Annotated in this window: 20 protein-coding genes and 1 riboswitch; of the genes, 4 read left to right on the top strand and 16 right to left on the bottom strand. The window is 61.9% G+C overall.

Annotated features, from left to right (window positions below):
* Positions 1-27: 27 nt before the first annotated feature.
* A complete protein-coding gene (gene rmuC / locus C0058_RS08135) occupies positions 28-1,392 on the bottom strand; it encodes a DNA recombination protein RmuC (protein WP_173406092.1) in 1,365 nt (454 codons plus the stop codon).
* A gap of 175 nt (positions 1,393-1,567) precedes the next feature.
* Positions 1,568-1,891, bottom strand: a complete 324-nt coding sequence (locus C0058_RS08130) for a sel1 repeat family protein (protein ID WP_023659092.1) — start codon at positions 1,889-1,891, stop codon at positions 1,568-1,570.
* Between the two features lie 846 nt (positions 1,892-2,737).
* Here C0058_RS08130 and C0058_RS08120 point away from each other — a divergent pair.
* The 3 genes from C0058_RS08120 (at position 2,738) to C0058_RS08110 (ending at position 5,131) form a co-directional block, all read left to right on the top strand.
* Positions 2,738-2,962 carry a hypothetical protein gene (locus C0058_RS08120; protein WP_003214941.1) on the top strand — a complete coding sequence of 75 codons (225 nt, stop codon included), beginning with the start codon at positions 2,738-2,740 and terminating at the stop codon, positions 2,960-2,962.
* 265 nt (positions 2,963-3,227) lie between these two features.
* Entirely contained in the window at positions 3,228-3,710 is a 483-nt protein-coding gene (locus C0058_RS08115) for a hypothetical protein (protein WP_087695206.1), read from the top strand.
* Positions 3,711-3,856: 146 nt separating this feature from the next.
* On the top strand, positions 3,857-5,131 hold the full coding sequence (locus C0058_RS08110; protein WP_026078188.1) for an OmpP1/FadL family transporter: 1,275 nt from the start codon (positions 3,857-3,859) through the stop codon (positions 5,129-5,131).
* Positions 5,132-5,196: 65 nt separating this feature from the next.
* Here the strand turns inward: C0058_RS08110 and C0058_RS08105 are convergent, their stop codons facing one another.
* The 13 genes from C0058_RS08105 to cobO all read right to left on the bottom strand — a co-directional run bounded on the left by C0058_RS08105 (position 5,197) and on the right by cobO (position 17,310).
* Positions 5,197-5,748 (bottom strand): glutathione peroxidase, encoded by a 552-nt coding sequence (locus tag C0058_RS08105; protein ID WP_102368350.1) that lies wholly within the window; start codon positions 5,746-5,748, stop codon positions 5,197-5,199.
* Positions 5,749-5,898: 150 nt separating this feature from the next.
* Complete coding sequence (locus tag C0058_RS08100; RefSeq protein WP_161635735.1) at positions 5,899-7,098, bottom strand: MFS transporter; 1,200 nt, start codon at positions 7,096-7,098, stop codon at positions 5,899-5,901.
* Between the two features lie 62 nt (positions 7,099-7,160).
* Positions 7,161-7,565, bottom strand: coding sequence for a MarR family winged helix-turn-helix transcriptional regulator (locus C0058_RS08095; protein WP_003214925.1), 405 nt, complete (start codon positions 7,563-7,565; stop codon positions 7,161-7,163).
* A 42-nt stretch (positions 7,566-7,607) separates the two neighbouring features.
* On the bottom strand, positions 7,608-8,336 hold the full coding sequence (locus C0058_RS08090) for an adenosylcobinamide-GDP ribazoletransferase (RefSeq protein ID WP_003214923.1): 729 nt from the start codon (positions 8,334-8,336) through the stop codon (positions 7,608-7,610).
* 2 nt (positions 8,337-8,338) lie between these two features.
* Positions 8,339-8,914 (bottom strand): alpha-ribazole phosphatase family protein, encoded by a 576-nt coding sequence (cobC, locus tag C0058_RS08085; protein WP_102368349.1) that lies wholly within the window; start codon positions 8,912-8,914, stop codon positions 8,339-8,341.
* Entirely contained in the window at positions 8,911-9,966 is a 1,056-nt protein-coding gene (gene cobT, locus C0058_RS08080) for a nicotinate-nucleotide--dimethylbenzimidazole phosphoribosyltransferase (RefSeq protein WP_008432703.1), read from the bottom strand. The genes cobC and cobT overlap by 4 nt, the downstream gene beginning before the upstream one ends.
* Entirely contained in the window at positions 9,963-10,484 is a 522-nt protein-coding gene (gene cobU / locus C0058_RS08075) for a bifunctional adenosylcobinamide kinase/adenosylcobinamide-phosphate guanylyltransferase (RefSeq protein ID WP_102368348.1), read from the bottom strand. The genes cobT and cobU overlap by 4 nt, the downstream gene beginning before the upstream one ends.
* Positions 10,485-11,328: 844 nt before the next feature.
* On the bottom strand, positions 11,329-12,780 hold the full coding sequence (locus tag C0058_RS08065) for a cobyric acid synthase (protein ID WP_102368347.1): 1,452 nt from the start codon (positions 12,778-12,780) through the stop codon (positions 11,329-11,331).
* Positions 12,777-13,766 carry a threonine-phosphate decarboxylase CobD gene (gene cobD, locus C0058_RS08060; protein ID WP_102368346.1) on the bottom strand — a complete coding sequence of 330 codons (990 nt, stop codon included), beginning with the start codon at positions 13,764-13,766 and terminating at the stop codon, positions 12,777-12,779. The genes C0058_RS08065 and cobD overlap by 4 nt, the downstream gene beginning before the upstream one ends.
* A complete protein-coding gene (cbiB, locus tag C0058_RS08055) occupies positions 13,759-14,667 on the bottom strand; it encodes an adenosylcobinamide-phosphate synthase CbiB (protein ID WP_087694822.1) in 909 nt (302 codons plus the stop codon). Before cbiB ends, cobD begins: the two co-directional genes overlap by 8 nt.
* Entirely contained in the window at positions 14,664-15,314 is a 651-nt protein-coding gene (gene bluB / locus C0058_RS08050) for a 5,6-dimethylbenzimidazole synthase (RefSeq protein ID WP_003210753.1), read from the bottom strand. Before bluB ends, cbiB begins: the two co-directional genes overlap by 4 nt.
* Positions 15,311-16,702, bottom strand: a complete 1,392-nt coding sequence (locus C0058_RS08045) for a cobyrinate a,c-diamide synthase (protein WP_102368345.1) — start codon at positions 16,700-16,702, stop codon at positions 15,311-15,313. Before C0058_RS08045 ends, bluB begins: the two co-directional genes overlap by 4 nt.
* A complete protein-coding gene (gene cobO, locus C0058_RS08040) occupies positions 16,699-17,310 on the bottom strand; it encodes a cob(I)yrinic acid a,c-diamide adenosyltransferase (protein ID WP_003210751.1) in 612 nt (203 codons plus the stop codon). The genes C0058_RS08045 and cobO overlap by 4 nt, the downstream gene beginning before the upstream one ends.
* A 79-nt stretch (positions 17,311-17,389) precedes the next feature.
* Positions 17,390-17,627, bottom strand: a riboswitch (cobalamin riboswitch).
* Positions 17,628-17,726: 99 nt separating this feature from the next.
* Between cobO and C0058_RS08035 the strand changes: the two genes are divergently transcribed.
* Complete coding sequence (locus C0058_RS08035; protein WP_102368344.1) at positions 17,727-19,040, top strand: sorbosone dehydrogenase family protein; 1,314 nt, start codon at positions 17,727-17,729, stop codon at positions 19,038-19,040.
* Between the two features lie 133 nt (positions 19,041-19,173).
* Here C0058_RS08035 and C0058_RS08030 read toward each other — a convergent pair whose 3' ends face one another.
* Positions 19,174-19,716 (bottom strand): C40 family peptidase, encoded by a 543-nt coding sequence (locus C0058_RS08030; RefSeq protein WP_003210749.1) that lies wholly within the window; start codon positions 19,714-19,716, stop codon positions 19,174-19,176.
* Positions 19,717-19,853 lie beyond the last annotated feature (137 nt).

Genomic DNA, 19,853 nt, shown 5'->3' with positions numbered 1-19,853 from the left:
CAAGCCAGCTCCCACAGAGACCGGTGACTATTCTGGCAACTGCGCCACGCCGTCTTCATCGGTCATCGCCCGTTCCAGCAAGTCGGCCGGCAGGCTTTTGCTGGCGCGGGCGCCGAGCAGCTTCAGTTGCTCGGTACGGCTCACCAGGTTTCCGCGTCCGTCGGTCAGCTTGTTGCGCGCTGCACTGTAGGCTTTATCCAGCTGCTGCAGGCGGTTGCCTACCTCGTCCAGGTCCTGGATAAACAGCACGAACTTGTCGTACAGCCAACCGGCGCGCTCGGCAATTTCCCGGGCGTTCTGGCTTTGCCGTTCCTGTTTCCACAGGCTGTCGATCACCCGCAAGGTGGCCAACAACGTGGTCGGGCTGACAATCACGATGTTGCGGTCGAAGGCTTCCTGGAACAGGTTCGGCTCGGCTTGAAGCGCCGCCGAAAATGCGGCTTCAATGGGCACGAACAGCAGCACGAAATCCAGGCTGTGCAGGCCTTCCAGACGTTTGTAGTCCTTGCCGGCCAGGCCTTTGACGTGGTTGCGCAAGGACAGTACGTGCTGCTTGAGGGCTGCCTGGCCGATCGCCTGGTCGTCCTCGGCGACGTACTGTTGATAGGCGGTCAGGCTGACCTTGGAGTCCACCACTACCTGCTTGTCCCCCGGCAGCATGATCAACACGTCGGGCTGGAAGCGTTCGCCGTCCGGGCCCTTGAGGTTGACCTGGGTCTGGTACTCGCGGCCCTTTTCCAGACCGGCATGTTCCAGCACCCGCTCCAGGATCAACTCGCCCCAGTTGCCCTGGGTTTTCTGGCCCTTGAGGGCGCGGGTCAGGTTGGTGGCTTCATCGGACAGGCGCAGGTTCAGCTGTTGCAGGCGCTCCAGCTCCTTGGCCAGGGAGAACCGCTCGCGGGCTTCGCTCTGGTAGCTTTCTTCGACGCGCTTTTCGAACGACTGGATGCGCTCCTTGAGCGGGTCGAGCAATTGGCCGAGGCGCTGCTGGCTGGTTTCGGCGAAGCGTTGCTCGCGCTCGTCGAAGATCTTCCCGGCGAGTTCAGCGAACTGCGCGCGCAGCTCATCACGGGAACCTTGCAGGTCACTGAGGCGTTGCTGATGGCTTTCCTGTTGCTCGCGCAATTCGGCGCGCAGGGACGCGGACAAGGCATCCAGGCGGCGTAGTTCGGTTTCCTTGGCGGAACGGTCGAGGTTCCAGGCGTGGGCGGCGTCGCGGGCGTTGTCACGGTCGATCTGCAGCAGTTCGACTTCCCGGCGCACGGCGGCCAGATCAGCCTGTTTGGCAGCGTTGGCCTGGCTCAGGTCGCTGATTTCGTCACGGCTGGCGTCCAACTGCGCGGCGAGCCCTTCCTGGGCCAGTTGTGCGGTGGCCAGGCGCTCTTCGAGCAATTCCCAGCCGGCCATTCGCGCGCTCAGTCGGCGCTGAATCTGCCAGCACAGCCCCAACAGCGGCAACCCAGCAGCGGCGAGACCCAGCACAACACTGGTCCAGTCAAAAGCCATAGCGATTCCTGCCGTCACCCGAAAAGAAGAAGGTTAACCAAGCCAGCGCATTGAGGACAGCTCAGTCTTCGATCTGGCCCAGTTCACGCTGGGCGATGCGGTCACCGGCGCGGGCGGCCTGGCGCAGCAGTTCGTGGCCGATACGGCGGTCGCGGGCATTGCCGCACTCGCGGCACATCAACTGGCCCAGACGGCTTTGCGCCACCACCACGCCAGCACGAGCCGGTTGCTTGAGCAAATGCCCTGCAAAATGTTTGACGTTGGGGCTGTGGCCCAGGCGCGGGCTGTCGAGCAACCACAAGGCAACTTTCAGGGAAAAACGCTTGGGTGCGGTAACAACCTGAGGGCTGTCGGTAACAGAAGGTGATACTGAGCGAAACTTCATAAAGCACTGTGGGACAGAACGGAAGGCGCGCCACTCTACTCTTTTTTTCGTACAGGTAAAGCTGAAAAAAGCCTGCACGCCCGTTCTAGAGCAAGCGCTTGGGACAATCCACAGAAGCTGTGGATAACTCAGTGGACAACCGTTCTGTAAGTCCCGCAAAGGCCCATGGAACGGGGGCCGCAGTCAAACTGACGATTTTTTCACCAATAAAAAAAAGCTCGATTTTTCATTGACTTAAATTTTAGTTGCAGGCACCCGGGCGCTTTGCGGGGCGTATGTCAGTTCAGTTACACAGGGCGCCACCAATGTGCACAACTACCCACTTGCCGGTTATATCAACCGGGTTTTTTGCTCAGACAGCGGCTGAGGAATGTTACCGCAGGCCCAGGGCACGAAAAGTTTTTTGCCTAGCACACTTCCTTTCATCGTTTCAATCCGTTACTATCCGCGGCGTTAGTACCAAGCTGAAAGTCAATTCTGGTCGAACAACTCCCTCACGGCACCGCCGACAAAAAGGGATCGACCACCTCGATGGTTTCCAGGTATCACTTGCGACGACACGGCCTTTGAACAATGCAAAGGGTGTCGCGAAGTTTCCATACTCTGAAAGAACCAACCTGCAAATTGATCAGGATCTTCACCCCGGGCCCAGAACCTTTGCCCCTGTTGTGTTGCCTGCCCTCCTAAGTACCTACCTGCCAGCCCAAGCGCGCCAACTTAATAGCGCTTCAAACTGGCTGCTTTGTTCCAGTCGGGTTCTTCGTTCGATCAATGGTGATCAACGTCACTGGAACGTTTTAACGTTGCACGGTTCTTAACCGTGTCATTTGTAGGAACACCAATAATATGTCCACTCAAATCCACACTCAGGATGCCATTCGCACCCTCACCAACGCTTTTGCACCAATGAACTGCCTGATCATGGCCGCTCGCAAAGGCTGCTTCAGCTTTACCCTGGTCAACGAACACGGCATCGCTCGTCACAGCGAACGCCTGTACCCCGATCAATACTCCAGCGCAGAACCGCTGCAGGCCGTGATCGATCGTACTCGCCAGGCACTGGTTGCCTGATCGACCCGAATCGCTGAAACACAAAAACCCCGGTTAAAACCCGGGGTTTTTTATTGCCTGAAATTCAGGCGCGCTAAGTTTAAATTGATATAAACGATATAACTAAATGATGAAAATATTTTAAAAACAGTCCTTTACATCGTAAATATGACACTACACTTCAACTCAAGCGGCATGATCCGCTTCCGGCGGACCTGAGATCCGATTCACCGCTGCCAAGCCCTCGCTCAGGTATCGCCGATTAATTTCATGGATTGAGGCATTTATGGGCATCGCCGCCAGCGAATTGTGTCGTTATGTGATCCGGCCCACCCTGCTTTACCTGGGTCGCCATAACCAGACGGCTGAATCCCTGCTGCTGGGCATCGCCGCCAGCCAGTCGGCGCTCGGCTCAGCCCTGCACGACCGCCGCGGCCATGGCCTCTACAGCATCACCGAGCCGCGCCATCGCGCGCTGTGGGATAACTATCTGGCGCTGGACCCCGAGCGCGCCAGCCTGGTACGCGGACTCGCCAGCCAGCATGCCTTCCTCAGCGGGCCGCAGCTTGAGCTGACGGTCAACCTGCGTTACGCCACCGCCATCGCCTGGCTGCTGGTGGAACAACACCGCCCAAACCTGCCACCGGCCGACGACGTATTGGCGATGGCACGTATCTGGAAAGAAATATTTCACCCTCAAGGCCGGCTCCGGGATTTCACCCAGGCCTGGCAAACCTGTGTTTCACCCATGAATCACGTCGCCTGTTGACCGGGCGATTTGCAAGATTCGGCTAAAAACGTTGATTTTGGTCGGATTGTCCTACAAAACCGCTCTATCTCCTGTGTTTGAGCCTATAGCGCAAACATAAATTTATTGTTACTTTCCGCAGCGGTGATCACCACGGAGTTCTAATAATGAAAAAAGTAATGCTCAAGACGACACTTAGCCTCGCCGTTGCAATGGCATCCTCCCACGTGTTCGCGAGCGGCTTCGCCCTCAACGAACAAGACGTTGCCGGGATGGGTACCGGTTTTGCGGGACGTTCTTCATCTGCCGATAACGCAAGCACTGTTTATGGCAACCCTGCCGGTATGGCTCGCCTTGAAGGCCAGCAAATCACGGGTGGTGTTGCAGCCATCGATGCCTCGACCGACATCAAAGATGCCGGCGGCCGTTCCAGGGGCACCAACAAAGGCGACATGGTGCCCTTCACCGGCGTACCGTTCGGCTTCTACACCAACAAACTCAACGATCAGTGGGCTGTCGGCTTTGGTGTTTACGCACCGTTCGGCCTGGTGACTGATTACGAACGCGGCTTCCAGGGCAGCGGGTTCGGCAGCTACAGCAAAGTATCTGTAATCACTCTGCAGCCAACGGTCAGCTACGCATTCAACGACCGGGTTTCCATCGGTTTCGGTCCTACCATCAACCGGATCTCCGGCAAGCTGGAGTCCGAACTGACCCTGAACCCTGCCGTGCCTTCGACCAACGTCACGATCAAGGGCGACGATACCGCCATTGGTTTCAACGTCGGCGTACTGGTACAGGCCACCGATACCACGCGCGTCGGCCTGACCTACCACTCCAAGGTCAGCTACAAGCTTGACGGCCACACCGAGGTGACAGCGCCTGCCCCGACTGCCGGTGCCATTGGCAGTGGCCGCTACGACGCCTCGCTGAGCATCGACACGCCAGAGTCTTACGACCTGTCGGTAACCCAGGACCTGACTGACGCCTGGAAACTCTATGGCGGTGCTACCTGGACCCGCTGGAGCCGCCTGAAAGACATCACTGTCAAGAACCAGGGTGTAACGGGCGCCAACGGCTTCCTCGCACCGTCGGTCATCGGCACTATCACTGAACCTCAGAACTGGCACGACACCTGGGCCTACGCCCTTGGTACTTCGTACCAGGTCACCAAGCAAGTGGTACTGCGTACCGGCCTGACTTTCGACCAGTCGCCAACCAACAACACTGACCGTTCCCCACGTATTCCTACTGGCGACCGGACCATCTTCAGTGTGGGCCTGGGTTATGCCGTGATGGATAACATGACTGTTGACCTGGCTTATTCCTACCTGAAGGAAGAGCCGGTAAAAGTTAACAAGTCCAACGCACTGGGTTCCTACAGCGCCAAGTACGAAAACAGCGCCAACGGTTTCGGCCTGGGCGTGACGTACAAGTTCTGATGTAAAGCGGCACAAAAAAGCCCCGCACTCTAGCAAAAGAGGCGGGGCTTTTTAGTGGGTGCCCATCAGGGTTTCGAAGCCAGCGCCTCTTCCACTGCCTTGACCAGGTCCGGGCTATCCGGCTTGGTCAGGCTGGAGAAGTTGGCGATCACCTTGCCCTGGCGGTCCACCACGTACTTGTAGAAATTCCACTTCGGCGCACTGCTCTGCTGCGCCAGGATCTTGAACAGATGCACCGCGTCCGGGCCCTTGACCTTCTGTGGTTCGGTCATGGTGAAGGTCACGCCGTAATTAACGTAACAAACCTTGGCAGTTTCCTCCCCGGTCTTGGCTTCCTGCTTGAAGTCATCGGACGGCACGCCAATCACTTCCAGCCCCTGGCCCTTGTAGCGCTGGTACAACGCTTCAAGCCCTTTGAACTGCGGCGCAAACCCGCAGAAGCTGGCGGTGTTGACGATCAGCAGCGGCTTGCCGGCAAAGCGCTGGCACAGGTCGATGGATTCCTTGGCGCGCAGCTTGGGCAACTGGCCTTCAAGCAACGGCGGGCAATCGGCAGCCATGGCGACACCGCCAAAAGCCACCATCAGAGCGGGTACTGCGAACCAGCGCATCTGCATGTGAGGTGTCCTTGAAAAGTCTCAGACACAGAACTTAACAGATCGCCATGCCCAACTGCATCAATGCCAGGCCGCCCTGTTGCCAGCCCCACCACGCCAGCAGCAGCAAGAGTCCTGCTCCTGCTGCGCCGAGCCAATGCCAGGTCGAATTCATGCCACCCCCATTTGCGCCTGCAAACGTGCCACCGGGCGCTCGCGCACCGGCCAGTTCAGCGCCGCTGCCACCAGGCTCAGGACGATTGCCACCTGCCAGATCAAATCGTAGCTGCCGGTTCGATCATAAACCACCCCGCCCAACCAGCCGCCGAGGAACGAGCCCAGTTGATGGAACAGGAACACTATCCCACCGAGCATGGAAAGGTTTCTGACACCAAACAAGGTCGCGACCGTGCCGTTGGTCAGTGGCACCGTGGACAGCCACAAGAAGCCCATCGCCATGCCGAACAGGTAGGCGCTGGTCTGCGTCACCGGCGCCCACAGGAAGATCACGATCACCACCGCCCGCAGCAAGTACAAACCGGTCAACAAACGGGGTTTGGACATGCGCCCGCCGAGCCATCCGGCGGTATAGGTGCCAAAGATATTAAACAGGCCGATCAATGCCAGCACGGTCGTCCCCACCGAGGCCGGCAAGTGCTGGTCCACCAGGTACGATGGCAAGTGCACGCCGATAAACACCACCTGGAAACCGCAGACAAAAAAGCCGAACGCCAGCAGCCAGAACCCTGAATGGGAGCAGGCCTCACCCAAGGCTTCGCGCAAGGTCTGCTGGCCAGCCACCGCAGGCAACGGTCGGTCCTTGAGCATGGTCACCAACGGCACGATCAGCGCCACCATCAGGCCCAGCACCAGCAACGCGGCGGACCAGCCAAGCCAGCCGATCAAACCGAGGGTGCCCGGCAACATGGCGAACTGGCCGAACGAGCCGGCGGCGCTGGCGATACCCATGGCCATGCTGCGTTTTTCCGGCGCCACGGCACGCCCCACCACCCCGAGGATCACCGAGAACGAAGTACCCGACAGGCCAATGCCGATCAGCAACCCGGCACTCAGGGACAGCGACCACGCTGAATCCGAAAGGCCCATGAACACCAGGCCCAGCGCGTAGAGCACGCCACCGATCATCACCACCTTGGCCGCACCGAAGCGGTCGGCCAGGGCGCCGGTAAATGGCTGTGCCAGGCCCCAGATCAGGTTTTGCAGGGCGATGGCAAAGGCAAAGGTTTCACGGCCCCAGCCGAATTCGGCACTCATGGGCGCCAGGAACAGGCCGAAGCCATGTCGCACGCCGAGGGACAACGCGAGGATCAGCGCACTCCCCACAAGAATCCAGCCGCTGGTGCGCCACATCGAGGTCATTTCTTATTCTCCGTTCGCGGGTATATACCCGCTTATCATCGAACAAACTCGCGTCAAGCGAGTTCATCCAGCAAGGCCAACAGGGTTTCGCGCTTTTCGGCGCCCAACTTATCAATCAATTTCTGCTGCGCCGCTTCCCAGGCCGGCAATGCGGCGGCGAGCCGTTCGATACCCGCCTCGGTCAGCAAGACCAGGCGGTTGCGCAAGTCATCGCCCTCCACCAACTGCACCAGGCCCTCGCCTTCCAGCACCCGCAGGTTGCGCCCCAGTGTGCTGCGATCCAGGCCCATGGCGTCGGCCAGGCTGGAAATGCTCGGTTGATCGAGGCGCTGCAGATTACACAGCAAAGAATACTGGGCAACGTTGATCCCGAAGCCGTCGAGAGCGCCGTCGTAATGCCTGCTGACGCCACGAGCGGCGCGACGCAGGTTTGTGCATAAACATTGGGAGGCAAGCATGGAGCGTGTATATACCCGGGATTAATGAAATGCAAGAAAGTGTTACAGCACCAGACTGATCAACACCGCCACTTCCAGCAGCTCCAACAGCGCGCCGGCGGTGTCGCCGGTGGTGCCGCCGAGGCGATTGACCATCAATTGGCGCAAGCCGATAAAACAAAGGGCAGCCACCAGCACGGCAATCCCGCCACTGAAACCGCCGATCAAGATACACGCCAGGCCGCTGAGGATCAGCACCTGTTGGCCGACGATCCGTGGCAAATGATCCGCCAGGGCCTGCCCCAGGCCACCGGCGCGCACATAGCGCGTGGTGAGAAACAGCGCCAGCATCGAAGCGCGGCCAATCAACGGTGCGAGGATCAGCGCGGCGCCGTTGTGCTGCTCGATCAATGCCACCAGCGCGGTGAATTTGAGCAGCAACACCAGGCCCAGGGTGACCACCGCGATCGGGCCGCTGCGCGGGTCTTTCATGATGGTCAGGGTGCGCTCGCGGTCACCGAAGCCACCGAGCCAGGCGTCGGCGCTGTCGGCCAGGCCGTCCAGGTGCAGGCCGCCACTGAGCAGCACCCATGCGGTCAACAGCAGCGCGGCGTGCAGCAGCAATGGCGCGCCCATCAACACGGCGTTCAAGCCCCACAGCAGTAGCCCGAACAGCAGCCCCACCACCGGATAAAACAGCAACGAACGCCCCAGTTCCTGGGGCTGCGGCATGCCCGGCAAGCGAATCGGCAGGCTGCTGAGAAACTGCAAGGCGATCCAGAACGGCAACATGCTCAGCGTCCTTCCCTTAATACGCCATCCGCCTCGACCTGCAGGCTGAACAGGCCACCATGGCCGACTTCGACATTCAACAGTTGCTCACGCGGCAGGCCTCGCGCCTGGGCCAGCAGCAAACGCATGACTCCACCATGGCTGATCAGCAGCACTCGCTGGCCGGCATAAGCTTGATACAAGCGGCCGACAGCCCCCAAAACACGCGCGGAAAACTGTGAAACCGGCTCGCCCTGCGGCGGCGTGAAACTGTAGGGATCAGCCCAGAACAGGCCCAGCGCGTCGGCGTCGGTTTCCATCAAGGCTGCAGCGCTCTGCCCTTCCCAGGCGCCGAAGTGCAGTTCCTGCAGATCCTTTTCGAGGGTGACCGGCAGGTTCAGGCGCGTGCCCAACTCCTCGGCAAACCGCGCACAACGTTGCAGCGGCGAACTGACCAGACGCTCCCAAGGGCCCTGCGCCACCACCGCCTCACGCATCTGCTCCCAGCCCTTGGCCGTGAGCGCATCGTCCAGGCTGCCGCGCAAGCCGCCGCCCAGTTCGGTTTCGCCGTGGCGCAGCAGGTCCAGGCGCAAAGTCATGCCGGGCGATCCGCTACGGCTGCTTCGGCGAAGGTCGCCATCTGCCCGTGCAGCGCGCAGGCCAGGCGCAGCAACGGCACAGCGAGCGCGGCGCCACTGCCTTCACCCAGGCGCAGCCCGAGTTCCAGCAAAGGCTCGGCGTTGAGGCTTTGCAGCACGTGACGATGGCCGGGCTCGGCACCGCGGTGGCCGAACAGCAGCCATTCACGACAGCCGGGGTTCAGGCGCGTCGCGACCAAGGCGGCGACGGTGCATATAAAACCGTCCACCAGCACCACGACACCTTCTTGGGCACAGGCCAGATAGGCACCGACCAGTGCGGCAATCTCAAAGCCGCCGAGGTTGAACAGGGTTTTCAGTGCGTCGTCGCGGTCGCTGGCGTGCAGCGCAAGGGCGCGCTCGATGACGGCGACCTTATGGCTGACACCCTGGGCGTTCAGGCCGGTGCCGGGGCCGGTCAAGTCACTGACCTGGCAATCCAGCAGCGCGCAGGCCAGGGCACTGGCGGCGGTGGTGTTGCCAATGCCCATTTCGCCGCCGATAAACAGTTGCGCACCGCTGGTGATAGCGCGGTGCACGCTGTCGCGGCCGGCTTGCAGGGCCAGTTGGCCCTGGGCTTCGGTCATTGCCGGGCCGTTGACGAAGTTGGCGGTGCCGAGACCGATATTCAGGTGGCGGACGCCCGGTAGGTTCAACGTCGGGGTGATGGTGCCGAGATCGACCACTTCCAGCTTGGCGTCGAGTTGGCGCGCAAGCACGCTGATGGCGGCGCCACCGGTGACGAAGTTGTGAAGCATCTGGCCGGTGACTTCCTGGGGGAAGGCGGAGACACCTTCGGCGACGACGCCGTGGTCGCCGGCGAAGATCGCGATCCACAGGTGGTCGACGCTGGGTTTGACCTGGCCCTGGAGGCCGGCCAGTTGGACGGCCACGGCTTCCAGCTGGCCGAGGGAGCCGGCGGGTTTGGTCAGTTGCTGCTGACGGGCCAGGGCTTGTTCGTGGGCTTGGGGGTCGATCGCCTTGCAGGGGTTGAGCCACCAGGTGTCGGTCATAACGCAGTACCTTTCAAAGTCAGGGGCAGGCCGGCGACGGTCAGGACAACGCGCTGACAACGTTCGGCCAAGGCTTGATGCAGCCAACCGGCTTCATCGACATAGCGGCGAGTCAATTCGCCCAGCGGCACGACACCCATTCCGGTCTCGTTGCTGACAAAAATGATTTCTCCTGGGAGGGTGGCCAGGGTTTGGAGCAAGGCCTCACGCTCTTCTTTGAGACGGTCGGGGTCTTCGAGCATCAGCAGGTTGGTGAGCCATAGGGTCAGGCAGTCAACCAGCAGGCAATGGTTCGGGGTGGCGTTTTCCTTGAGGACACGGGCCAGTTCGATGGGCTCTTCGATCAGGCCCCATTCGGTCGGGCGCCGCTCGCGGTGGTGGGCGACGCGTGCGGTCATTTCGCCGTCCAGGGGTTGGCTGGTCGCTATGTAGGTGACGCTTAGGCCGCTGTCGGTGGCGAGTTTTTCAGCCAGGCGGCTTTTGCCGGAGCGGGCGCCGCCGAGGATCAACTGGAGCATGGGGTGTGCCTCTGTTTTTGACGGTGTGTATATCCGTTATTTCGGTAACGGCGGCTTATGGTTCCGCTCTTACAGCGGCTCACTTTTGAAAAGCGCAAAAGTAAGCAAAACGCTCTTGCCCCACCACTCGGCACCTCGCCTAGGCTCGGTGTGCCCTCACTCCGGCTTTGGACCGTGGGCCGCCGTCATGGGCCATCCCTGGCCCATGACGGCTAACCCGGCGTCCTGCCGGGTTACCCACGCTCCAAAGCCTGCGTTCGGCCAGCGTGGTTTAACGGGGCGCCCAAGATCAAGATCAAAAGCAGATCAAGAGCACAGCGGCCTACCGGCCGGCTTGAGTGTGGTGAAGCAACAGCAACAGCAAGATCAGAATCGGGCACGGTCAAATGTGGGAGCTGGCTTGCCTGCGATAGCATCAACTGGGTGTACCTGATGCACCGAGTTGTCTGCATCGCCGGCAAGCCAGCTCCTACAGAAAAGCAGAGCCACACCGCCCGTAGCAGTTGTCGAGCGCCAGCGAGGCTGCGTGCCTTTGATCTTGATCTGCTTTTGATTTTGATCTGCGGGCCCCGTCAACCACGATGGCCGCAAGTAGGCACGGTGGAGCGGGTAAATCGGCAAGGATGCCGATTTAGCCGCGCCGGGCCATGGATGGCCCGTCGCGGCGGCCCGCGGAACCGGGCCGGAGTGCGGGCATGCCGAGCCTAGGCGAGGCACCGAGTGGTGGGGCAAAGACCTTTTGGTTACTTTTGGGGCGTTTGCCAAAAGTGACCCGCTGTAAGAGCGGAACCATAAGCGGCCGTTACCGCAGCAACGGATATGTACACGGTCCATTACAACCAACTCAAACCCCACACAACGAACGCAGCAACCCGGTATCCAGATGCCGCTCTACCAAGTCCGCCAACCGCTCAATATCCCGCTCCCGCAACCCGTGATAATCCACCTCCTGCACATCCTCCAACCCCGCCCACCGCAACAACGCACTACATGCAGCCGGCGTCTCAAACACCCCGTGCAGATAGGTCCCGAGAACCTGCCCATCCTCACTCTGAGCCCCATCCAGGCGCCCATCGTCCAACTGCACCGCAGCCCGCACCAAGCCAGCGCCACTGGTTACACCCGCGTGGATCTCATACCCACTCACCTCGGTATCCTCCAGCAACAACCGCCCCCGCACGTTACGCAGCTGCTTCTCCTCCTCCAGGGTCGTACTGAACGCCAACAACCCCAGCCCAGCGCTAGAACCACAAGGCCCTTCCAACCCCAGCGGGTCGTGCACCTGCTCGCCGAGCATCTGCAACCCACCACAAATCCCCAGCACCTTCCCGCCATAACGCAGGTGCCGCGCCACCGCCGTGTCCCACCCATTGGCCCGCAAATACGCCAAATCACTGCGCACACTCTTCGAGCCCGGCAAAACAATCAGGTCCGCCGCAGGAATCGCCTGCCCCGGCCCCACAAACTGCAAATCCACCTGCGGGTGCAAGCGCAACGGATCAAAATCCGTGTGATTACTGATCCGCGGCAACACCGGCACCACCACCTTGAGCACCTGCGCCGCCTTGTCAATCTGGCGCTGGTCGATGCCGTCCTCGGCCTCCAGGTGCAAATCCATCACATACGGCAACACCCCCACCACCGGCTTGCCCGTGCGCGCTTCCAGCCAATCCAGCCCCGGCTGCAACAGCGCAATATCCCCGCGAAACCGGTTGATGATGAAGCCTTTGACCCGCGCCTGTTCGGTCGGCGACAACAATTCCAGCGTACCCACCAGGTGCGCAAACACCCCGCCACGATTGATGTCGGCAATCAGCAGTACCGGGCAGTCCACCGCCTCGGCAAAGCCCATGTTGGCAATATCATTCGCCCGCAGGTTGATCTCGGCCGGTGAACCCGCACCCTCGACCATCACCACCGGATACGCCGCACTCAAGCGCGCGTGGGAGGCCAGCACCGCCTGCATCGCGATGGCTTTGTAATCGTGGTAGGCCACCGCATTCATGGTGGTCACGGCGCGCCCATGGATAATCACCTGGGAGCCCGTGTCACTGTTGGGCTTGAGCAATACCGGGTTCATGTCGGTATGGGGCGCCAGGTTCGCGGCCTGGGCCTGCACCGCCTGGGCCCGTCCGATCTCGCCACCTTCGGCGGTCACGGCGCTGTTGAGCGCCATGTTCTGCGGCTTGAAGGGCACCACCGGGATGCCCTGGCGCACCAGCCAGCGGCAGAGTGCGGTCACCAGCGTGCTTTTGCCGGCGTCAGAGGTGGTGCCCTGCACCATCAAGGTACTCATGAGGCTTCCTTGTAGGTCTTCAGTGCCTGTTCCAGCCGCAACCAGTCGGCCTCGGTATCCGGCAGGCCGAAACGCAGGCTGCTGTTGTCGACAAACAAGCGCAGCAGAATGCCGCGCTGGGCCATGAATTCATGCAGCTGCTCAGCCCGGTCCGTGATCATCCACTGGAACAACGCGCAGCCGCCCTGGGGCCGCAAGTCGTGGCGTTCAAGCACATCAAACAGGCGCTGGCTGGCCGATTCGCAACGCAGCCGCTGTTGCGCATGGCCGGCCGTATCGCGCAGGCATACTTGCCCAAGCACCCGCGTCGGCCCGCTGACGGCCCACGGCCCCACCTGTTCGGCGAGCAGCTTGAGCAGCTTGCGCTCGGCCAGCACGAACCCCAGCCGCACTCCGGCCAGGCCGAAGAATTTGCCGAACGAGCGCAGCACGATCAGGCCGACTTGATGGGCCTGGCCCGCCAGGCTCAGTTGCGGGGTGATGTCCATGAAGGCTTCATCCACCACCAGCCAGCCGCCGCGTTGGGCCAGGCGAGCATGCCAGTCCAGCAGGCGTTGCGGCGTCAGGCTCAGGCCGGTGGGGTTGTTGGGGTTGACCACCACCAGCACGTCGAGGCTGTCGAGGAAGAAGTCGACTTCCTGCTCCAGCACTTCGCGCACGATGTAGCCGGCGCGACGCCAGGCTTCTGCGTGTTCGGCGTAACACGGCGACAGCACACCGACCTTGCCGGCCCGGCGCAGGCGCGGCAATAACTGGATCGCGGCCTGGGAGCCGGCCACCGGCAATACATGGGGCGTGCCGTAATATTCACAGGCAGCCTGCTCCAGGCCGTCGTCGTTTTCAGGCAGGCGCGCCCAGGCCCGCAGCGGGATTTCCGGAATCGGAAACGGCCATGGCGCCAGGCCGCTGGACAGGTCCAGCCAGTCTGCTTCTGGAATGCCGTACTGCATCGCCGCCTTGCGCAAGCGGCCACCGTGCTCAAGCATAAAACTCAGCCCCCACACACAGGATCAGCAACCACAGCCACACGCCGCGTTGCACCAGTTGCCAGCCACGCTCGATGGAATCCGCATCCGCCGGCGGGCCTTCGCCCAGTGGCGGGCGCTGGTGCAGCTCACCGTGATAAATCGCTGCACCGCCCAACTCCACGCCAAGGGCACCGGCACCCGCAGCCATCACCGGGCCGGCGTTGGGGCTGTCCCAGGTCGGGCCCTGGGTGCGCCAGCATTTGAGAGCCAGGCGGGTTTTGCCCAGCAGCGCGTAGGTCAACGCCACCAGGCGCGCCGGAATGTAGTTGAGCACGTCATCGATCTTTGCTGCGGCCCAGCCGAAACGCTCAAAGCGTTCATTGCGATAGCCCCACATGGCATCCAGGGTGTTGCTCAGGCGATAGAGCACCACGCCGGGCACGCCAGCGACCACAAACCAGAACAAGGCGGCAAATACCGCGTCGCTGCCGTTTTCCAGCACCGATTCGGTGGCTGCACGGGCGACTTCGGTGCGATCCAGCTCGCTGGTCTGGCGGCTCACCAGATAGCTGACACGCTTGCGGGCCTCGTCCAGATCATCACTGCGTAACGCTTGCGCCACCGGCAGCACGTGTTCGCCGAGGCTGCGCATGCCGAGGGCGCAATACAATGCGAGGATTTCCAGGACCCAGCCGATGTAGGGCGCCCACGAGAGGGCCGTGGCCAGCAGGGTCAGCGGCACCACCGCGATCACCCAGGCGGTAACGCCATGGCTGCGCCAGCCACGGCCGCCGGAGTTGAAACGCTGCTCGATACGCCCGGCAAAATTACCGAACGCCACCAGCGGATGCCAGCGCCTGGGCTCGCCCAGCAGCGCATCCAGCGCCACGGCAGCGACACTCAGCAAGGCCACACTCATTGACTCACTCCCCAAACATTCTCGTACAACATGTCACTCAGCGGCCGTGGTTCGGTCCAGCCTTCGAGCTGCAACATCGGTGCCGGGTAGAACTCGGCCACCGGGCCCAGGCACAACACGGCCAACGGCTTGGCACCGGGCGGCAGGCCCAGCAGATCGGCCAGGGCCTGGGGCTCGAACAGCGAGACCCAGCCCATGCCCAGCCCTTCGACACGAGCCGCCAGCCATAGATTCTGAATCGCACAGGACAACGATGCCATGTCCATTTCCGGCAAGGTGCGGCGCCCGAAGATATGCCGCTCGCGGTCGTCCATCAAGGCAGCCACCAGCACTTCGGCGCAATCGTTGATGCCTTCGACCTTGAGCTTCATGAACTGGTCGGAGCGCTCGCCGAGAGCCTCGGCGGTGCGTACGCGTTCTTCTTCCACTAGCTGCTGGATCTGGCCGCGCAGGTTGCGGTCGCTGATGCGGATAAAACGCCAGGGCTGCATCAAGCCGACGCTCGGCGCCTGGTGCGCGGCTTGCAGCAGGCGATGGAGCAATTGCGGCGCCACGCTGCCACCGCTGAAGTGCCGCATGTCGCGGCGTTCGGCGATAGCGCGGTAGACGGCTTCGCGGTCGGCTTCCGGAAAGGCGTTGTCAGTCATGGCCTCTTCGCGAGCAAGCCCGCTCCCACATTGGATTGCGTTTCAACTCGGTCAAGTGTGGGAGCTGGCTTGCCTGCGATGGCGGTCTCAAGGCTTGGCGCAAACAAGGCAGCCACCGCCATCGGGTTGGACGGGAAATAAAAGTGCACGTAGGAAGCCGTCATCCGGCCCTGACGATAAACCGCCTCGGCACCGCGCCCGCCATTCGGGCTCAGGCCCCGGGCAATCGGCTGCCACTCGGTGCTGGTCAGCGAGTGATGGTAGGTGTGACCGCGCAAGAGGCCTTCGGGCAGTTCGACGTTTTGCAGGGCCAGTGCCGCCAGACGCTTTTGCATCACGGCGTCGCCCTGGAGCAGGCCGACCAGTTCGGCACGGGTGCCGTCGACATCGGTGAGTGAGTCCAGCAGATAGAGCATGCCGCCGCATTCGGCCAGCAGTGGCTTGCCAGCAGTGTGGTGGGCGCGGATGGCGTCGAGCATCGCGGTATTTTCCGACAGCGCCTGGTGATGCAATTCCGGATAACCGCCGGGCAGGTAGAGGCTGTCAGCTTCGGGCAATGCGCGGTCACGAATCGGCGAGAAGAAGCGCAGCTCGGCGCCCATCGCTCGCAACAGGTCGAGGCTGGCGCCGTAGGTAAACGCGAAGGCTTCGTCGCGGGCCACGGCGATGCGCACGCCGGCCAGCAACGGTTGGGCCTCGATCACCTCGGGCGCAGCGAATTCCACCGGCGGTGGCAGCGCTACCTCACAGCTGCTGCCCAGGGCCTGGGCGGCGGCGTCGAGGCGCAGGTCGAGGTCGTTCAATTCGCTGGCCTGCACCAGGCCAAGGTGGCGGCTGGGCAATTCGATCCCGGTTTCCCGGGACAGTGCGCCGTACCAACGCAGGCCTTCGGTCAGGCTGCCTTCAAGCAGTTGCGCATGGCGCAGCGTGCCGACGCGGTTGGCCAGCACGCCGGCAAACGGCAGGTCCGCCTGGTAACGCGCCAAGCCCAATGCCAGGGCACCGAACGTCTGGGCCATGGCCGTGCCATCGATGACCGCCAGTACCGGCACGCCAAAATGCCGCGCCAGGTCGGCGCTGGACGGCGTGCCGTCGAACAGGCCCATCACGCCTTCGATCAGGATCAGGTCGGCTTCCCCCGCCGCTTCCCACAGCAATCGGCGACTTTCCTGCTCGCCGACCATCCACATGTCCAATTGATAGACCGGCGCACCACTGGCGCGCTCGTGGATCATCGGGTCGAGAAAGTCCGGGCCGCATTTGAACACTCGCACCTTGCGCCCCAGGTTGCGGTGCAAACGGGCGAGCGCGGCGGTGACGGTGGTTTTGCCCTGGCCGGACGCCGGTGCGGCGATCAGCACAGCAGGACAGTGACGGGGCTGATTCAAAGTTCGATGCCTTTCTGCGCCTTGATACCCGCCTGGAACGCATGCTTGAGCATGCCCATTTCAGTTACGGTGTCGGCCATTTCGATCAATTCGGGTTTCGCGCCACGGCCGGTGACGAGCACGTGTTGCATCGGCGGGCGGGCCTGCAGGTCGCTGAGTACCTGGTCCAGGTCGAGGTAGCCGTGCTTGAGGGCGATGTTCAGTTCATCCAGCACCACCAGGCCGATGGCCGGGTTCTGCAGCATTTCCCGGGAGACCGCCCAGGCGGCTTCGGCGGCCACGATGTCGCGGGCGCGGTCCTGGGTTTCCCAGGTAAAACCTTCGCCCATCACGTGGAAGCGCACCTGCTCGGGGAAACGGCGGAAGAACAGTTCTTCGCCAGTGCTGTTGCGGCCCTTGATGAACTGCACCACGCCACACTGCATGCCGTGGCCCATGGCCCGGGCGAGCATGCCAAAGGCCGAGCTGCTCTTGCCTTTGCCATTGCCGGTAAGCACCAGCAGCAACCCGCACTCGTTCGGTGAATTGGCAATGCGCTCGTCAATCACGGCTTTTTTGCGCAGCATGCGCGCCAGGTGGCGTTCGTCACGATCGGGGGATTCAGTCATGGCAGCTCTCCGTTGGGGCTGGACAAAAACGGCGGGCAGGAAAAAGACACATACAGACAGCCAAGCATCGCCCACCGTGATGCTGTTGGATGGATCAGGCCGGTCTCCGGGCTCATGAGTGGCATTGGATGCCGAAGGTGCGCCTTCCCATATCGCGGGCGATACAGTGGCTTAAGGCACCGTCTTGACTCATTTACCGTTGCGGGGGCAGCTCCGGGATCGTGGCAGCACTGTAGAAAAATGCGCTCACTCACCGGCTTCCCTGTTTCACTCAGTCGGCGCGTACGCCACAGAGCACCTGAAACAAGCCGCGAAGGTTAGTGGGTTGGGGGTGGAGCGTCAATTAAAGCCGGACATGCGCGTGAACCATCGGGCCGCTGCGTGCCTCTACCGCTACAGGTATTAAGGAGAAAACCATGCACAAGACCCGACTTGCCCTACTGATCATGCTCGCCGGCACCCTCGCCGCCTGCGGCGAAAGCTCTACCCTGCAAGTGTCCGACGGCACCGGGCCCTCGCCCAAACTGCCGGAACCGAATAAAACCCTGATCCCCACGGTGAATATCGCCCCGGCCATCGGCTGGCCCGAAGGCACCAAGCCAACGGCGGCGGCAGGCACTCAAGTAGCGGCGTTTGCCGAAGGCCTGGACCATCCGCGCTGGCTGTATGTGCTGCCCAATGGCGATGTGCTGGTGGCAGAAACCAATGCGCCGCCCAAACCGGACGATTCCAAGGGTATTCGTGGCTGGGTGATGGAGAAAGTCATGGGCCGCGCCGGGGCCGCCGTGCCGAGCCCCAACCGCATCACCCTGCTGCGGGACGCCGACCACGACGGCATAGCCGAAACCCGCACGGTGTTCCTGGAGAACCTGAACTCGCCGTTCGGCATGACACTGGTGGGCAGCGACCTGTATGTGGCCGATTCGGACAAGCTGCTGCGCTTCCCCTATCAGCCAGGCGAAACCTCGATCAAGGAAGCCGGCACCACGGTGACCGACTTGCCGGGCGGCAGCATCAACCATCACTGGACCAAGAACGTGGTCGCGAGCCAGGACGGCAGCAAGTTGTACGTCAGCGTGGGCTCCAACAGCAACGTCGCGGAAAACGGCCTGGAAGCCGAACAAGGCCGCGCCGCGATCTGGGAAGTGGACCGCGCCACCGGCCAGCACCGCATCTTCGCCTCCGGCCTGCGCAACCCCAACGGCATGGCTTGGGAACCGCAAAGCGGCAAGCTGTGGACGGCGGTCAATGAGCGCGATGAAATCGGCAGCGACCTGGTGCCGGACTACATCACCTCGGTCAAGGATGGCGCGTTCTATGGCTGGCCCTTCAGTTACTACGGGCAGCACGTGGATGTGCGGGTGAGTCCGCAGAACCCGGAACTGGTAGCCAAGGCGATTGCCCCGGACTACGCGGTGGGCCCGCACACAGCCTCCCTGGGACTGACCTTTGCCGAGGGCAGCAAGCTACCGGCACAATTCAGCAATGGCGCGTTTATCGGCCAGCATGGTTCTTGGAACCGCAAGCCCCACAGTGGCTACAAGGTGATCTTCGTGCCGTTTGAAGGCGGCAAACCCAAAGGCCAGCCGGTGGATGTGCTGACCGGGTTCCTCAATAGCGATGAGAAAGCCATGGGCCGCCCGGTCGGCGTGGTGATCGACAAGCAGGGGGATTTGCTGGTGGCGGATGACGTGGGGAACAAGGTGTGGCGAGTGTCGGCGGCTAAATAGCCAGCTTCGCAAACACCGCAAAACAAATATGGGAGCGGGCTTGCTCGCGAATGCAGTGTGTCAGTCAGCTTGTTGTCGACTGATCCACCGCATTCGCGAGCAAGCCCGCTCCCACATTTGGTTTCGTGTTTTCCTATGGGTTTCGTGCCAGGTGCTCGGCTGGCAACACACGCTTGGCGCTCAGGTAGGCGTTTTGCCAATAGGCTTTGGACAGCGTGTCCAGCTTCACCGTACCGCCGGTTTGCGGCGCATGCACAAAGCGCCCTTCTCCCACGTAGATCCCGGCGTGGCTGACCTGCGAGCCGCCACCCGTGGCGAAGAAGATCAGGTCACCGGTCTGCAGGTTGTTTTCGCTCACGTCCTGGGCGCGCATCACGATCAGCTCGCGAGTGGTACGTGGCAAGGAGATGCCCGCCGCGTCACGGTAGACGAAACCGATCAAGCCACTGCAATCAAACCCCGAGTCCGGCGTGTTGCCGCCCCAACGATAAGGCGTGCCGACCAGGCCCAGTGCACGAAAAAGCACGTCTTCGGCCGCAGGCGAGAAACTTTGGGTGGCATAGGTGTTGAACACCGGCTTGGGCTTGACGGCCACGGGAGCAGGCGGAGGACGACTTGCGCAGGCGCTGAGCAGCGCGGCGCAAACGAGAAGAATTAGGCGGGCCGAGGTCGACATGGGCAGAACAATCCTGATCTGGATGCGGCTTTCGCTGCCGAACGTTGAAAAACAGAACGCGCAAGCAAAGCTCGCGCGATCAATTTACAACAATGTCCAGGGATTCTAGCGCTTACACGTCAAACTTCAAGTATCAC

Origin of the sequence: Pseudomonas sp. NC02, from assembly GCF_002874965.1 — a bacterium.
Lineage (GTDB): Bacteria > Pseudomonadota > Gammaproteobacteria > Pseudomonadales > Pseudomonadaceae > Aquipseudomonas.
Note: the sequence above shows the minus strand (reverse complement) of the source record. Positions and strands in the feature narration are given on the sequence as shown.

What these genes read in the sequence shown, in the direction of transcription:
- C0058_RS08130 (WP_023659092.1), bottom strand. Translation starts at nt 1,891, where the DNA reads ATGAAGTTTCGCTCAGTATCACCTTCTGTTACCGACAGCCCTCAGGTT.
- C0058_RS08120 (WP_003214941.1), top strand. Translation starts at nt 2,738, where the DNA reads ATGTCCACTCAAATCCACACTCAGGATGCCATTCGCACCCTCACCAAC.
- C0058_RS08115 (WP_087695206.1), top strand. Translation starts at nt 3,228, where the DNA reads ATGGGCATCGCCGCCAGCGAATTGTGTCGTTATGTGATCCGGCCCACC.
- C0058_RS08110 (WP_026078188.1), top strand. Translation starts at nt 3,857, where the DNA reads ATGAAAAAAGTAATGCTCAAGACGACACTTAGCCTCGCCGTTGCAATG.
- C0058_RS08105 (WP_102368350.1), bottom strand. Translation starts at nt 5,748, where the DNA reads ATGCAGATGCGCTGGTTCGCAGTACCCGCTCTGATGGTGGCTTTTGGC.
- C0058_RS08100 (WP_161635735.1), bottom strand. Translation starts at nt 7,098, where the DNA reads ATGTGGCGCACCAGCGGCTGGATTCTTGTGGGGAGTGCGCTGATCCTC.
- C0058_RS08095 (WP_003214925.1), bottom strand. Translation starts at nt 7,565, where the DNA reads ATGCTTGCCTCCCAATGTTTATGCACAAACCTGCGTCGCGCCGCTCGT.
- C0058_RS08090 (WP_003214923.1), bottom strand. Translation starts at nt 8,336, where the DNA reads ATGTTGCCGTTCTGGATCGCCTTGCAGTTTCTCAGCAGCCTGCCGATT.
- cobC (WP_102368349.1), bottom strand. Translation starts at nt 8,914, where the DNA reads ATGACTTTGCGCCTGGACCTGCTGCGCCACGGCGAAACCGAACTGGGC.
- cobT (WP_008432703.1), bottom strand. Translation starts at nt 9,966, where the DNA reads ATGACCGACACCTGGTGGCTCAACCCCTGCAAGGCGATCGACCCCCAA.
- cobU (WP_102368348.1), bottom strand. Translation starts at nt 10,484, where the DNA reads ATGCTCCAGTTGATCCTCGGCGGCGCCCGCTCCGGCAAAAGCCGCCTG.
- C0058_RS08065 (WP_102368347.1), bottom strand. Translation starts at nt 12,780, where the DNA reads ATGAGTACCTTGATGGTGCAGGGCACCACCTCTGACGCCGGCAAAAGC.
- cobD (WP_102368346.1), bottom strand. Translation starts at nt 13,766, where the DNA reads ATGCTTGAGCACGGTGGCCGCTTGCGCAAGGCGGCGATGCAGTACGGC.
- cbiB (WP_087694822.1), bottom strand. Translation starts at nt 14,667, where the DNA reads ATGAGTGTGGCCTTGCTGAGTGTCGCTGCCGTGGCGCTGGATGCGCTG.
- bluB (WP_003210753.1), bottom strand. Translation starts at nt 15,314, where the DNA reads ATGACTGACAACGCCTTTCCGGAAGCCGACCGCGAAGCCGTCTACCGC.
- cobO (WP_003210751.1), bottom strand. Translation starts at nt 17,310, where the DNA reads ATGACTGAATCCCCCGATCGTGACGAACGCCACCTGGCGCGCATGCTG.
- C0058_RS08035 (WP_102368344.1), top strand. Translation starts at nt 17,727, where the DNA reads ATGCACAAGACCCGACTTGCCCTACTGATCATGCTCGCCGGCACCCTC.
- C0058_RS08030 (WP_003210749.1), bottom strand. Translation starts at nt 19,716, where the DNA reads ATGTCGACCTCGGCCCGCCTAATTCTTCTCGTTTGCGCCGCGCTGCTC.